This is a genomic window from Sphaerisporangium krabiense (assembly GCF_014200435.1).
GTDB lineage: Bacteria > Actinomycetota > Actinomycetes > Streptosporangiales > Streptosporangiaceae > Sphaerisporangium > Sphaerisporangium krabiense.
Map to the genome: position 1 here is coordinate 2923740 of NZ_JACHBR010000001.1, position 14010 is coordinate 2937749.

Annotated in this window: 11 protein-coding genes; 10 read left to right on the forward strand and 1 reads right to left on the reverse strand. The window is 70.4% G+C overall.

Features of this window, described 5'->3' with window-relative positions:
* The first annotated feature begins 107 nt into the window (after positions 1-107).
* The 3 genes from BJ981_RS13105 (at position 108) to BJ981_RS13115 (ending at position 4108) form a co-directional block, all read left to right on the forward strand.
* Positions 108-1286, forward strand: coding sequence for an IS701 family transposase (locus BJ981_RS13105; RefSeq protein ID WP_184611209.1), 1179 nt, complete (start codon positions 108-110; stop codon positions 1284-1286).
* A 205-nt stretch (positions 1287-1491) separates the two neighbouring features.
* Complete coding sequence (locus BJ981_RS13110) at positions 1492-2649, forward strand: IS701 family transposase (protein WP_184611211.1); 1158 nt, start codon at positions 1492-1494, stop codon at positions 2647-2649.
* Positions 2642-4108, forward strand: a complete 1467-nt coding sequence (locus tag BJ981_RS13115) for an ATP-binding protein (protein ID WP_184611213.1) — start codon at positions 2642-2644, stop codon at positions 4106-4108. The genes BJ981_RS13110 and BJ981_RS13115 overlap by 8 nt, the downstream gene beginning before the upstream one ends.
* Here BJ981_RS13115 and BJ981_RS13120 read toward each other — a convergent pair.
* Complete coding sequence (locus BJ981_RS13120; protein ID WP_184611215.1) at positions 4090-5733, reverse strand: NAD(P)/FAD-dependent oxidoreductase; 1644 nt, start codon at positions 5731-5733, stop codon at positions 4090-4092. The two genes, BJ981_RS13115 and BJ981_RS13120, sit on opposite strands and share 19 nt — an antisense overlap.
* 280 nt (positions 5734-6013) lie before the next feature.
* On the opposite strand from BJ981_RS13120, the gene BJ981_RS13125 reads away from it, so the two are divergent.
* The 7 genes from BJ981_RS13125 (at position 6014) to BJ981_RS13160 (ending at position 13975) form a co-directional block, all read left to right on the forward strand.
* A complete protein-coding gene (locus BJ981_RS13125; RefSeq protein WP_184611217.1) occupies positions 6014-6838 on the forward strand; it encodes a type 1 glutamine amidotransferase domain-containing protein in 825 nt (274 codons plus the stop codon).
* 99 nt (positions 6839-6937) lie between these two features.
* Entirely contained in the window at positions 6938-9529 is a 2592-nt protein-coding gene (locus BJ981_RS13135; RefSeq protein ID WP_204070707.1) for an AGE family epimerase/isomerase, read from the forward strand.
* 8 nt (positions 9530-9537) lie between these two features.
* Positions 9538-9873 carry an STAS domain-containing protein gene (locus BJ981_RS13140; RefSeq protein WP_184611219.1) on the forward strand — a complete coding sequence of 112 codons (336 nt, stop codon included), beginning with the start codon at positions 9538-9540 and terminating at the stop codon, positions 9871-9873.
* Complete coding sequence (locus BJ981_RS13145; protein ID WP_204070708.1) at positions 9870-11951, forward strand: glycogen debranching protein; 2082 nt, start codon at positions 9870-9872, stop codon at positions 11949-11951. The genes BJ981_RS13140 and BJ981_RS13145 overlap by 4 nt, the downstream gene beginning before the upstream one ends.
* A complete protein-coding gene (locus BJ981_RS13150) occupies positions 11951-12271 on the forward strand; it encodes an anti-sigma factor antagonist (protein WP_184611221.1) in 321 nt (106 codons plus the stop codon). Before BJ981_RS13145 ends, BJ981_RS13150 begins: the two co-directional genes overlap by 1 nt.
* A complete protein-coding gene (locus BJ981_RS13155) occupies positions 12271-12738 on the forward strand; it encodes an ATP-binding protein (RefSeq protein ID WP_184611223.1) in 468 nt (155 codons plus the stop codon). The genes BJ981_RS13150 and BJ981_RS13155 overlap by 1 nt, the downstream gene beginning before the upstream one ends.
* A complete protein-coding gene (locus BJ981_RS13160; RefSeq protein WP_184611225.1) occupies positions 12713-13975 on the forward strand; it encodes a PP2C family protein-serine/threonine phosphatase in 1263 nt (420 codons plus the stop codon). Before BJ981_RS13155 ends, BJ981_RS13160 begins: the two co-directional genes overlap by 26 nt.
* Positions 13976-14010: the final 35 nt, after the last annotated feature.

The window sequence follows — 14010 nt, forward strand, 5'->3', positions numbered from 1 at the left end:
AGTGCCACCATTAACAGGCTCTGTCCCCCCCTGTCCCGCTGCAACAGGCTTGACACGAACGCGCTGCGAAGCGGATGGGGGTGTACGCAATGACCACAGCCACTGTCATGTCGAGTAGGGAGCCATCGCCGGCCCACACTGTGGAGCTGGCGTCTTTGTGCCGTGACCTCTTCGCGTCCTTCACCAGGTCGGACCAGCGTCGCTGGGGCGAGGTCTACGTCCGGGGGTTGCTGTCGGTGTCGGGGAGGAAGTCCATCCGGCGGATGGCGGAGCAGGTCGTCGGCTGGGAGGCCGAGCAGTGCCTGCAGCAGTTCGTCAACCAGAGCCCGTGGGACTGGGTGCCCGTACGGCGCCGTCTCGTCGAGCACGCGATGCCCGCCGTCCAGCCGAAGGCGTGGGTGGTCAGGGAAGTCGTGATGCCGAAGAACGGGTCCAGCTCGGTGGGTGTGGACAAACAGTACGCGCACTCCATCGGCCGGATGATCAACTGCCAGATGGGGCTGGCGGTGTTCCTCGCGGGCGACTCGGGGGCGTCCCCGGTCAACTGGCGGCTGCTGCTGCCGAGGAGCTGGGACGAGGACCCGGCCCGCCGCAACCGTGCCCACCTGCCCCCCGCCGAGCGGCACCGGTCGCGCTGGGACCTGCTGCTGGACGCCGTGGACGAGATGATCGGCTCCTGGGGGCTGAGCCCGGCGCCCATCCTGGTGGACGCCTGCCACACCGCCCAGGTCGAACCGCTGCTGAGCGGCCTGGAGGAGCGCGGCCTGCGTTACGTGGTCCAGGTCACCGAGGGCACCCGCGTCTCCGTCGGGCCGCGCGCCCGCTGGTCGGCCACCCTCGGCGAGCTGGTCGCGCAGCGGGCCAGGCACGACGCCGTCATGCTGAGCCGCAGGGACGACATGAACGCGACCACGTCGAGGTTCGTGGCGCTGCCCCTGACCGAGCTGGCGGGCCTGTACGACATGGGTCAGGGAGGGCCGTACCGGGGGGCACGGCGCGTGCTCGCGGAGTGGCCCGTCAGCCAGCCCGACCTGCGCGCGATCTGGCTCACCAACCTCAGCGGCTCTCGCCTGCTCGACCTGATCGGCCTGCTGAGGCTCGGTCACCGCGCCGACCAGGACCTGGCGACGCTGGCGGACGGCTTCGGCCTGCGGCACTTCGAGGGCCGCTCGTTCCGGGGCTGGCACCACCACGTCACGCTGGTCTCGGTCGCCTTCGCCTACCGCCTGCTGCGCCGCCTGGAGGAGCGGGACGAGGCTGATCTGCGCCTGTGGTCGCGCGTGTGAGGCGAGGCCACGGCGGCGGCCCGCGCGGCCGCACGCTCGAACGCCTCCGGCGCGCCTGACCTGGCCAAGGGCGCGACCGGTGGCGCCGGTTCCAACGCCGGCCTTCCCCGCGCGGGCGCGGAACCCGTCCACTTCGCCCGGCAGCCACCATCCGGGGGAAACCGGCGCGCAGGGGACGGCCGGCCATTTCCGTGGGGGTGCTCGGATGGTGGAGAAAACCGAATTCATGGTTCGCGACGCGTGGTGGTCTCCGTTCTGCGAAGACCTTTTCTCGTCATTCGCGCGGGCGGACCAGCGACGCTGGGGAGACGTTTATCTGCAAGGGCTGCTGACCGTTCCGGGCAGGAAATCCATACGCCGGATCTCCGATCAGGTGGTGGGCCGTCCGGTGGACCAGTGCCTGCAGCAGTTCGTCAATCAGAGTCCGTGGGACTGGCAGCCCGTGCGGAAAAGGCTCGCCGGCCATATGGCCGCGGCCTTCCGCGCGAAGGCGTGGGTCGTCGAGGAGGTCGCCTTCCCCAAGAACGGCGCCAACTCGGTGGGCGTGGCGCGGCAGTTCGCCCACTCCGCGGGCCGGCTGATCAACTGCCAGCTCGGGCTCGCGATCATGCTGGTCGGCGAGCACGGGGGATGCCCGGTGAACTGGCGGCTGCTGCTGCCGAGGAGCTGGGACGACGATCCGGCGCGGCGGGCGAGGACCCGGATACCCGCGCACGAGCGGTACCGGTCACGATGGGAACACCTTTTGGAGGCGATCGACGAGATGGTCCTCGACTGGGGCCTGCCTCCCGCGCCCGTCGTGGTGGACGCGCGGGCGACGCCGAGGGTGGAGCCGCTGCTGCGCGGGCTGGAGGACCGCGGGCTGAGCTACGTGGCCAGGGTCGGCGAGAGCGCGCTGCTGCGGGGCCGCATGGCGGGATGGGGGTTCGGCGAGGCCGCCGGCGGGACGCCCGCGAACGGCACGACGCTCAGCGGCCCGCGCCGTGACCGGGGCCTGCGGTCCCATCTCATGACCGTCCCGCTGGAGGTGCCGGGCACGCTGGCCGTCCCGCGGCCGAGGCACCCCGCCAAGCGGTCCATGACCGTCGAATGGGCGCAGGGCAGGAACGGCCCCAAGGCGATCTGGCTCACCGATTTCGGCGAGACGCGGCTGCCGGAGATCGCCGGCATGATCGAGCTGCGGCGGCGCGCGGCCGCCCAGCTCGCGCTGATGGACGCCGAGTCGGGACTGCGGCACTTCGAGGGCCGCTCCTTCCGCGGCTGGCACCACCACGTCACGCTGGTCTCCGCCGCGCACGGCTACCGGCTCCTGCGCGGCCTCGACGCCGAGCCCGCGCACGCCCGGGCGCGATCCCATGGCTGAGCGTCCGCCGGGCCTGGCCGCCCGGCTCAAGGAGATCGAGCTCTTCGCCGAGCTGTCCGACGACCAGCTCGGCTGGCTCGCCACGGTCGGCACGCACCAGGAGCTGGCAGACGGGGACGTGCTCTTCCACGAGAACGAACCGGCCGGCCACTTCTACGTCCTGCTCGGCGGCGAGCTGCTGTTCACCAAGGTGTTCGGCGGCCAAGAGCACGTGCTCACCAAGCACATCGCCGAGTCGACCCCCGAGCCGCTGCTCGTGCAGTACGACGGCAAGCGGCGCGCGGCGCACCAGTTCACCGGCGAGCTTCCGCTGCTCACCGACAGCGGCTACATCGCCACCGCGATCTCCGCGGGCGGCACCGAGCTGATGGCCTACGACAAGGGGACGTTCCTCGACATGCTCACCCGCTGCCCGGAGGTGAGCCGGGTGCTGCTGCCCGTGCTCGCCTGGCGCATCCGGACGGTGGAGCTCGAGGCCGGGCGCAACCGGATGCTGGAGGGCCTCGGCACGCTCGCGGCCGGGCTCGCGCACGAGCTGAACAACCCGACGGCCGCGATGGTGCGGGCCGCCGGCGAGCTGCGCGGCACGGTGGGCGAGCTGACGGAGGCCGCCATGCGCTGGGGGCGGGTGGCGACGGCCGCGGAGCGGCGGCTGATCACCCGCGTCTGCGAGAGCCTGCACTCCGGCGCCGCGCCCGGGCGGCCCCTGGACGTGCTGGAGGCCGCCGAGCTCGCCGACGAGGTGATGGAGTGGCTCTTCGCGCACGACATCGAGCGCTACCAGGACGTCGGCACGGCGCTGGTCGACCGCGGACTCGGCATCGAGACGCTCGACGAGATCGCCGCCGGCGTGCGCCCGGAGGCGCTGGAGCCCGCGATCGGCTGCCTCGGCCTGATCGTGCAGGCCAGGACGATGGTCGAGGACGTCGCCGAGGCCGGGCGCCGCATCGAGGCGCTCGTGGACACCACCAAGGCGTACACCAACCTGGACCGCGCCCCCGTGCGGGACGTGGACCTGTGGGAGGGCCTGGAGGCGACGCTGGCGATGCTCGCGCCCCGGCTCAGCGGCGTGCGGGTGCGGCGGCACTACGGTGACGTCCCGCTGGTCACGGCGTATCCGAGCGAGCTGAACCAGGTGTGGACCAACCTCATCGACAACGCGGTGGACGCGATGGAGGGCATCGGCGAGCTGCGGATCGGCACCAAGGTCGAGGGGCACCACGCGCTGGTGGAGATCAGGGACAGCGGGCCCGGCATCCCGCAGGGCGTGCTGTCGCTGTTGTTCCAGCCGTTCTTCACCACCAAGGACACCGGCCACGGCACCGGCCTCGGCCTGCACCTGAGCCGGTACATCGTGTCCCACCGGCACGGCGGCACGATCGACGTGACGTCCGTGCCGGGGGACACGCGGTTCCTCGTGCGGCTACCGCTGACGAGGCGTCAGCTCTCGGCCCGGTAGCGGTGGATCATCGCGACGGCCATCGCGCCCTCGCCGACGCTTGAGGCGATGCGCTTGATGGACTTGGACCGGGCGTCGCCGGCCACGAAGACCCCGGGCATGCTGGTCTCCAGCGGCAGCGGCTCGCGGGGCAGGTCCCAGCCGCCGATCGTCTTCCTGGGCCCGAGGTCCTGGCCGGTGACCAGGAAGCCGTGCGGGTCGCGGGCCACGGCGCCGTCGAGCCATTCGGTGCGCGGCCGGGCGCCGATGAACGTGAAGACGTACTCGGCGTCCTCGGTCACCTCCTCACCGGTGTCGAGATTTCGCAGCGTGATGTGTTCGAGCCGGTCGTCGCCGTCCGCGGCGACCAGGATCGTGCGCGTCCGCACGTCGATGTTCGGCGCGCGGTTGATCTCGTCGATCAGGTACTGCGACATGCGCGACTCCAGGTTCTCCGCGCGCACGAGCATCGTCACGTGCCGGGCGTGCCGGGAGAAGTGCAGCGCCGCCTGGCCGGCGGAGTTGGCCCCGCCGACGATCCAGACGTGCTGCCCGGTGCACAGCGTAGTCTCCGAGAGGGTGGCGCCGTAGTAGATGCCGGCGCCCTCGAAGCGGGCGGCCCCCTCGGCGTCGAACCTGCTGTAGGACAGCCCGGGGCACAGCAGGACGGTTCCCGCGCTGATCTCCTTGCCGTCGGCCAGGTCGAGGATCACCGCGCGCCCCGCGCGCCGCAGGCGCACGGCCTCCATGGGCGCGAGCAGGTCCACCCCGAACCGGCGGGCCTGCGACACGGCTCTGCTGGTCAGCTCGACGCCGGAGATGCCCGACGGGAACCCCAGGTAGTTCTCGATCCTGCTGGAGGAGCCCGCCTGGCCGCCGGGGACGTACGCCTCCACGAGCAGCGTGGACAGCCCTTCCGAGGCGGTGTAGACGGCCGCGGCGAGCCCGGCGGGCCCCGCGCCGACGATGGCGACGTCGTAGTGCGGGTGCTTCACCTCCATGGCGAGGCCGAGCGCGGTCGCGAGCTGCCCGGTGGCCGGGGCGGCGAGCCGCCTGCCGTCGGGCAGCGTGACCACGGGCAGCTCGGCCGCCGGGATGTCCTCGCCGGACTCGGTGGCGTCCTGGAACTTGAAGGGCTGGCGGTGCCGGGTGAGGAAGTCGCGCACGCGATGGGTGGCGGGCGCGAAGGGCAGGCCGGTGACGGTGATGCCGCCGTAGGGCGGCTCGTAGCTCGACTGCCAGTCGGCCAGCAGCTCGTCGAGCACGGGGTAGAGCCGTTCCTCGGGAGGGTCCCACGGCTTGATGAGGTAGTGGTCGAGCCGGACCTCGTTGATGGCGGCGATGGCGACGCTGGTGTCGGCGTACGCCGTCAGGAGCACCCGGCGCGCCGAGGGGAAGCGGTCCGCGGCGGCGGCGAGCAGTTCGATGCCGGTCAGCTCCGGCATGCGCTGGTCGGAGAGGACGAGCGCGGGTTCCTCGTTGCGGTTGATCAGGGAGTCGAGGATCTGGATCGCCTCGGCGCCCGATCCGGAGGTGAGGACCCGATAGCGGCCCTGGTAGGCCCGGATGAGGTCACGACGTATGGCTCTGAGCACGTGGGGGTCGTCGTCCACGGCGAGCACGACCGGGCGGTGCGGCTCAGGCATCAGGGCGTCTCCGATCGCTGGAGGCAGAGTGGGGCTTGGCGTTTCCGCGCGCGCGACGGCGGGCCATGATTGGCCGGGCCACGTCACTTTAACTCGCATTTCGGTGCCCGGGTTCTGGCACATGACGAAGTACCGGCTGATTCGCGCGCTGACTATGACGACTTGACGAAATAATCCGACTTCAGGAAGTGAGTCCCGCTCGGTCGAGCGGCCTTGTAGTGAAATATGCAAATTTGTTTGAATCCCGTCGCGGACGATTGTCGATCGACAGGAGCCATCGATGCCGCGCAATATCCTTATCATTCTCTCCGAGTACGGGTACTGGGGAGAGGAACTCCTGGGGCCGCTGACCACTTTCGATGAACGTGGATATCAGAGCGTCTTCGCCACGCCCACGGGCAAGCGCCCGCGGGCCCTGCCCCCGAGCCTCGACCCCGGGTACATCGACCCGCCTCTCGGACGGTCGGTCACCACGCCCGAGGTCGCCGTGGCCGCCCGGCTGCTGGACGAGTCCGACCGCCTGGACGCCCCGCTCAGCCTCGCCGAGTGGATCCCGGACCGGCCGTACTTCAGCGAGCAGAACTTCATCCGCAAGATCGAGGCCTACTACCGGGACATCGCCCGGCTGGACGAGGACGTCAAGCAGTACGACGCGCTGACCATCGTCGGCGGGAGCGGCCCGATCGCCGACCTGGCGAACAACGGCCGGCTGCACGAGCTGATCCTCGCCTTCCTGCGGGCCGGCAAGCCCATCCTCGCCGAGTGCTACGGCGTCGCCTGCCTGGCCTTCGCCCGTGACTGGGAGACCCGCCAGAGCATCCTGTGGGGCAAGCACGTCACCGGCCACTGCAAGGAGTACGACTACAAGGACGGCACCGGCTTCGTCGGCGTGGACTTCAACATGGGCCCGCCGCCGTACCCGCTGGAGTACATCCTCCGCGACGCCACCGGTCCCGACGGCCGCTACCACGGCAACGTCGGCAAGGAGACCTCGGTCATCGTGGACTACCCGTTCGTCACCGGACGCTCGACCCCCGACTCGTTCCTGTCGGGCCAGAAGCTCGTCGAGGTCCTGGAGTCCGGCCTGCGGCGCTACGGCTGGTGATCACCATGACCTTGCCGCGCCGGTTCTCGTCGACCTCGTGCTGACGTGAGGTGCACCATGAGTGAGAAGCGTTTGGAAGGCTGCACTGTCGCGATACTGATGGAAAGCGACTACGTCGAGCCTGAGATCAACTACTACCAGCGCAGGTTCGTCGAGGAAGGTGCGCGGGTCGAGTTCCTCACCCGGCTGTGGGGCCAGAAATCGATCACCTTCCACGGCCACGAGTACCAGAACCCGTTCACCGTGTCCGGCGACCTGGAGGCGGTGGACGACGACAAGCTCGACGCGTACGACATGTTCATCGTGCCGGCCGGCATGGTGTCCGACCGCCTGCGCTACACCGAGGACGTCCACCAGCTCGCCCCGGCCGTCCAGCTCCTGCGCAGGGCGTTCGAGCGGCCCAAGCTGCTGAAGGGCATCATCTGCCACGGCCTGTGGCTGGCGGCCCCGATACCCGAGGTCGTGCGGGGACGCCGCGTGACCTGCCACAACAACCTGATCGGCGACGCCCGCAACATGGGCGCGATCTACACCGACCAGGACGTCGTGGTGGACGGGGACCTGGTCACCGGGCGCAGCTTCAACCAGTGCCACCTGTTCGCCCGCATGATGATCGACCTGGTCGCCGCCGCCCGCGCGCCCCGCGGGGCGCTGGTCACGGCGGGCGTGGGCACCGCGCCGCTGGCCGCGGGCGCGGCCTCGCGGACGGCGGGCGCGCTCCCGGCGGGGGAGATCGCCAATGGATCGAACGGATCGAACGGGTCCAACGGGTCCAACGGCGCCGCGACGGTGATCCCCGAGCTGGTCGCCCCCCAGGACAACGGGCGTCCCGTGCTGGAGCGCGCGGCGCCGGCGCGCCCGCCCGGCTACCACCCCGACTTCACCTTCTCGGACCTGGTCGCCGGCTACATCACCGGCTACGACCCGGCCCGCGACACGATCGACCTCAAGACCAACGAGGGCAAGGCCGTCCAGGTGCGTCTCACCTCGACGACCTCGGCCGAGTTCCTGCGCAACCTCGGCGAGCCGTACATCGACGCCACCGGCCACCTGGACGAGCTGCTCAAGCCCGGCGGGTACCTGTTCGCGTACGGCGTCTACTATCCCGAGCACGGCGCGTACACCTTCGAGGCCAAGCGCCTGGTCTTCCTCGGCAGGCAGGCGGGCGACTACAACTTCGAGCGGCCCGACTGGTGGGTGCGCCAGCTCGGCTCGCTCGCCAGGTTCTACAGGAAGGCGCAGTTCGGCGAGGGCGGCCCGATCGACTACACCGCCTACCGCACTTCGCTGCGTCTCGGGGGAGAGAAGACCCTGAACGCCAAGGGCGTGCAGGAGACCGACACGATCTCGCGCCTGACCTACGGCATGGCCTCGGCCTACATGCTGACCGGCGACGAGGACTTCCTGGAGGTCGCCGAGCAGGGCACGCAGTACCTGCGCGACCACATGCGCTTCGTCGACCGCGACGAGGACGTCGTCTACTGGTACCACGGCATCGAGGTGCGCGAGGGCACCGAGCACAAGCTGTTCACCTCGGAGTTCGGCGACGACTACGACGCGATCCCGATGTACGAGCAGATCTACGCGCTGGCCGGGCCCGTCCAGCTCTACCGGCTGACCGGCGACCCGCGGATCCTCGCCGACGCCGAGGGCACGCTGCGCCTGTTCCGCAAGTTCTTCCGCGACCCCGAGCAGGGCGGCTGGTACTCCCACGTCGACCCGATCCTGCTCAGCCCGCACCACGAGTCGCTCGGCCCGAACCGGTCGAGGAAGAACTGGAACTCGGTGGGCGACCACGCGCCGGCCTACCTGACCAACCTGTACCTGGCCACGGGCGACCCCCGGCACGCGGAGATGCTGGAGGAGACGTTCGACCTGATCGTCAAGCACTTCCCGCAGGCCGGCAGCCCGTTCGTGCAGGAGCGTTTCCACGCCGACTGGTCGGCCGACCGCACGTGGAGCTGGCAGCAGGACCGGGCCGTCGTCGGGCACAACCTGAAGATCGCCTGGAACCTGATGCGGATGGCGGCGATCAACCCCAAGGACGGCTACCGGCGGCTCGCCACCGAGATCGGCAGGAAGATGCCGCAGGTCGGCGCCGACCCGCAGCGCGGCGGCTGGTACGACGTCGTGGAGCAGCACCTCCAGGAGGGCCAGGAGCTGCACCGGTTCGTCTGGCACGACCGCAAGGCGTGGTGGCAGCAGGAACAGGCGATCCTCGCCTACCAGATCCTGGCCGGCCACACCGGCGACCCGGAGTTCCGGCGCAGGGCCAGGGAGTCCTCGGCGTTCTACAACGCCTTCTTCCTGGACCACGACGAGGGCGGCGTCTACTTCAACGTCCTGGCCAACGGCCTGCCGTACCTTCTGGGGAACGAGCGGTCGAAGGGCAGCCACTCGATGAGCATGTACCACGGCGCGGAGCTGTGCTTCCTCGCCACGGTCTACGAGCGCCTGCTGCTGGACGACGAGCCGCTGACCCTGCACTTCCGCCCCAACCCCGACGGCTTCACCGACCGCGTCCTGCGGGTCGCGCCAGACGCGCTGCCGCCGGGCCGGGTGCGGCTGGACTGGGTGGAGGTGGACGGCTCCCCGTACCAGGCCTTCGACGCGGCGGCGATGACCGTGAAGCTGCCCGACTCGAAGTCGCACCTGCGGGTCCGCGCCCACCTGTCGCCCGTGAGTGACTAGGAGTGGCGATGCAACTCCGCACGGAACTGCGCGACGACGTCACGATCATCGCGCTCGAAGGATCCCTGGACAGCCGGACGGCGCCCCAGGTGCAGCAGGAGATCGAGGCGCTGTTCCCCGACCACGGGCTGGTGCTGCTGGACCTCAGCGGCACCAGCTACATGTCCAGCGCCGGGCTGCGCGTGCTGCTGCTCGTGTACCGCAGGGCCCAGGCGGGCACGGCGCGACTGGCGCTCACCGGGGTCCCGGACGAGGTGCGCGAGATCATGGCGGCCACCGGGTTCCTGGACTTCTTCACCGTCGCCGGGTCGGTGGAGGACGGCGTCAAGGCGTTGACGGTATGACGGCGCCCCAGGCCATCGAACGAATCGACGCCTACCCGACGCGCAGGATCGCGGGATTCCCGGTGCGCGCCGGCCGGCCGCTGCCGTTCGGCGCGACGCCGGTGCCCGGCGGCGTCAACTTCTCCGTCTACTCCAACAACGCGACGGGGATGACGCTGGTGCTCTACCGGGCCGGCGAGCCGGAGCCCATGGCCGAGCTGCCGTTCCCCGACGCCTTCGTCATCGGGGGCGTCTACGCGATGACGGTGTACGACCTCGACGCGGAGGGCATCGAGTACGGCTACCGCGCCCAGGGTCCCTTCGACCCCGAGCGCGGCCACCGTTTCGATCCCACGGTCGTGGTCGCGGACCCATACGCCCGGTTGATGAGCGACGCCCGCACGGGGCCGCGGCGGTCACGGGTGGCCCTGGACGACTTCGACTGGGAGGACGACAGGCCGCTGCGCCTGCCGCACGAGGATCTGGTCATCTACGAGCTCCACGCGCGTGGCTTCACCCGCGACCCCTCCTCGGGGGTCGCGGCGCCGGGCACGTACGCGGGGCTCGTCGAGAAGATCCCGTACCTGCGGGAGCTCGGCGTCAACTGCGTCGAGCTCCTGCCGGTCTTCGAGTTCGACGAGAACGACAACCCCCGGTCGCATCCGGTCACCGGCGAGCCGCTGGCGAACTACTGGGGGTACAACACCGTCGGCTACTTCGCGCCCAAGGCGTCCTACGCCTCGACGGGCCGGTACGGCATGCAGGCCGACGAGTTCAAGAACCTCGTCAAGCAACTGCACCGGGCCGGCATCGAGGTCATCCTGGACGTGGTGTTCAACCACACCGCCGAGGGCAACGAGTACGGGCCCACGATCTCGTTCAAGGGCCTGGACAACGCGACGTACTACATGCTCACGCCGGACGGGCACTACTACAACTTCAGCGGCACCGGCAACACGCTGAACTGCAACAACCCCGTGGTCCGCGGCTTCGTGCTCGACTGCCTGCGCTACTGGGCGTCGGAGTTCCACATCGACGGCTTCCGGTTCGACCTGGCCGCGATCCTCGGGCGCGGGCCCGACGGCGCGCTGCTGGCCAACCCGCCGCTGCTGGAGACGCTGGCCTACGACCCGGTGCTGCGCGACTGCAAGCTGATCGCCGAGGCGTGGGACGCGGCAGGGCTCTACCAGGTGGGCAGCTTCCCGAACTACTGCCGCTGGTCGGAGTGGAACGGCCGCTACCGCGACACCGTGCGCCGGTTCGTCAAGGGCGACACCGGCGTGACCGGCGACCTCGCCACCCGCATGGTCGGCTCGCCCGACATGTACGCCCAGCGGGGGACCTCGGCGACGGTGAACTTCGTGCTGTGCCACGACGGGTTCACGCTCAACGACCTGGTGTCCTACAACGGCAAGCACAACGAGGTCAACGGCGAGGACAACAGGGACGGCGACAACAACAACCAGTCGTGGAACTGCGGGGTGGAGGGCCCGACCGACGATCCGGAGGTCCTGGCCCTGCGCGCCCGCCAGATGCGCAACGTCTTCATGATCCTTCTGGCCAGCCAGGGCGTGCCGATGATCCTCGCCGGGGACGAGGTCGGGCGCACCCAGCAGGGCAACAACAACGCCTACTGCCACGACGGGCCGCTGACGTGGTTCGACTGGCGCCTGGTCGAGCGCAACGCCGACCTGCTGCGCTTCGTGCGGCGCGCGATCGCCTTCCGTCAGGCCCACCCGGTCCTGCGGCGCGGTCCGGCCTCCGAGGTGAGCTGGCACGGCGTGCGGGCCTGGACGGCCGACTGGTCGGAGCACTGCCGGCTGATCGCCGGCATGTTCGGCACCGGCGCGGACGACTGCGTGTACGTCGCGGCGAACTCCCACTGGGAGGGCCACCTCCTGGAACTGCCGGAGCCCCCCCAGGGGACCGCCTGGCACCTGTTCGCCGACACCGCGGCGCCGCCGCCGTTCGACGCCCGCGAACCGGGCGAGGAGCCGGTGCTGCCGGACCAGTCGCACGTGGAGGTGGGCCCGCGCGCCGTCGTCGTCCTGGTCGCTCACAGCCAGGCGGAGCAACGAGACAACGGGAAGGAGGAGTGATGGCATTCAAGGCGAAGATGCAGATCGAGGACGGCACCGCGACCATCAGGCTCGAAGGCGAGCTCGACGGCCGCTCGGCCCCCGAGCTCAACGACCTGGTCGTCAAGGCCGCCGAGCAGCACGTGGACCGGCTCGTGCTGCTGCTGGAGGAGCTGACCTACATGTCGTCGGCCGGCATCCGCTGCCTGGTGTTCGCGCACCAGAAGATGCCGGAGGACGCCGAGATCATATTGGTGGGCACCCGGCCCGACGTGGCCGAGACCATCAGGCTGACCGGCTTCGACCGCAGCATCGTGATGCGGGAAACCTTGGAGGCGTGATGGCGGGATGCCGGCTCAAGGTCGACGGCTCCGGCGCGTCCATCGCCGGACCGGTCGCGGATTTCGTCGGGGCACTGGCCGAGCGGGCCGGGCTGGGCAGACGCCCGGCCTACTGGCTGCGGCTCGCCGCCGACGAGATCACCACCAACATCGTGCAGCACGGTTACCGGGGGCGCTGCGGTGTGGTGGATCTTGAGGGCGGCATCGAGGCGGGCGCGCTGTGGCTGCGCATCGAGGACGACGCGCCCGCCTTCGATCCCCGGAGATACGATCCCGCCCCGCGTCTCGCCGTCCCGCTGTCCGTGCGCGAGCAGGGCGGATACGGCTTGATGCTCGCGATCGGCAAGGTGGACGAGTTCAGTTACCAGTACGTCGGGGGGCGCAACCGCAATACGTTGATCATGCGGCTGACCGGCTCCGGCGAAGCACATGGAGGGGTCGATGCCGAACGCGCTGGTGGTGTTTGAGACCGAGACGGGCGTGCCGGAGGTGGTGGCGGAGCTACGCGAGGTGCTCCGCGCCGACGGCTTCGACGTCGCCTACAGCACTCCGGACGATCTGCCGATGCGCCCGGAGCAGTCGCCGCCGGACGTCCTTCTGGTGTCCGCCTCGCTCGGCCTGCAACGCGTCGCGCTCGTCGGCCAGCACTTCATGGTCGACGGGCGCACGCCCACCATCATCGCGTTCCCGGAGGACGACCTGGCCGCGCTGGAGGAGTGCGTGGAGGGCGGGTTCGACTACGTCACCCCGCCCTTCCGCCGCACGCTGCTGCGCAGCCGCATGGAGTCCTGCCAGGAGAGGTCGGCCCTCAGTACCACCGTGGAGGAGATGGCCGCGCTCGCGAGCCTGCGGGAGTACGAGCGCGACCTGCACATAGCCAGGGAGATCCAGTCGGGGTTCCTGCCCGAGCACCTGCCCACGCCGGACGGCTGGGAGGTCGGGGCGCGCTTCCGGCCCGCCCGGCAGGTCGCCGGCGACTTCTACGACGTGTTCACGATCGTCAACGGCCGCAGGCTGGCGTTCGTCGTGGCCGACGTGTGCGACAAGGGCATCGGGGCCGCGCTGTTCATGGCGCTCATCCGGACGCTGCTGCGGCACACCGCCGAGCACACCGGGGCGTCCCGGCTGATCGAGGACGAGTTCCTGGTGTCGATGGACGGGGAGGGCGTGGGCGGGTCGGCGGCGCCGCTGCTGTCCCTGGGGGCGGGCCCCCTGGTCCAGGCGATCCTCGGCACCAACCGGTACATGGCGCGCAACCACCTCAAGCAGGGCTACTTCGCGACCATGTTCTTCGGGGTCCTGGACCCGGTGTCGGGCGTGGTCCTCTACATCAACGGCGGCCACAACCCGCCGGTGGTGGTCCACGCCGACGGCAGGCGCAGCATGCTGCCGCCCACGGGACCGGCCGTGGGGATCCTCCCCGACAGCTCCTACACCCTGGGGTACGTCCAGCTCGACCAGGGCGACACCCTGTTCGCCTACACCGACGGCGTCGTGGAGGCCCGGGACACGCGGGGCGGCCTGTACGGCACGCCCAAGCTGCTGGACCTGCTGGACGCCAACAGGGGGCGTGACGTGGAGGGGCTGCTGGAGGAGGTGGACACCTCGGTGCGGCACTTCGCGAGCCACGCCGAGCAGAGCGACGACATCACCACCCTGGCCCTGCGCCGCGTCCCGCCGGGCGGCATCGCGGCGGCGAGGTGACCGCGCGATAGGCGCGCATACGAAGACCCCGGCGC

Coding starts and splice junctions, on each gene's coding strand:
- BJ981_RS13105 (WP_184611209.1), top strand. CDS start 108: ATGTCGAGTAGGGAGCCATCGCCGGCCCACACTGTGGAGCTGGCGTCT.
- BJ981_RS13110 (WP_184611211.1), top strand. CDS start 1,492: ATGGTGGAGAAAACCGAATTCATGGTTCGCGACGCGTGGTGGTCTCCG.
- BJ981_RS13115 (WP_184611213.1), top strand. CDS start 2,642: ATGGCTGAGCGTCCGCCGGGCCTGGCCGCCCGGCTCAAGGAGATCGAG.
- BJ981_RS13120 (WP_184611215.1), bottom strand. CDS start 5,733: ATGCCTGAGCCGCACCGCCCGGTCGTGCTCGCCGTGGACGACGACCCC.
- BJ981_RS13125 (WP_184611217.1), top strand. CDS start 6,014: ATGCCGCGCAATATCCTTATCATTCTCTCCGAGTACGGGTACTGGGGA.
- BJ981_RS13135 (WP_204070707.1), top strand. CDS start 6,938: ATGGAAAGCGACTACGTCGAGCCTGAGATCAACTACTACCAGCGCAGG.
- BJ981_RS13140 (WP_184611219.1), top strand. CDS start 9,538: ATGCAACTCCGCACGGAACTGCGCGACGACGTCACGATCATCGCGCTC.
- BJ981_RS13145 (WP_204070708.1), top strand. CDS start 9,870: ATGACGGCGCCCCAGGCCATCGAACGAATCGACGCCTACCCGACGCGC.
- BJ981_RS13150 (WP_184611221.1), top strand. CDS start 11,951: ATGGCATTCAAGGCGAAGATGCAGATCGAGGACGGCACCGCGACCATC.
- BJ981_RS13155 (WP_184611223.1), top strand. CDS start 12,271: ATGGCGGGATGCCGGCTCAAGGTCGACGGCTCCGGCGCGTCCATCGCC.
- BJ981_RS13160 (WP_184611225.1), top strand. CDS start 12,713: ATGCCGAACGCGCTGGTGGTGTTTGAGACCGAGACGGGCGTGCCGGAG.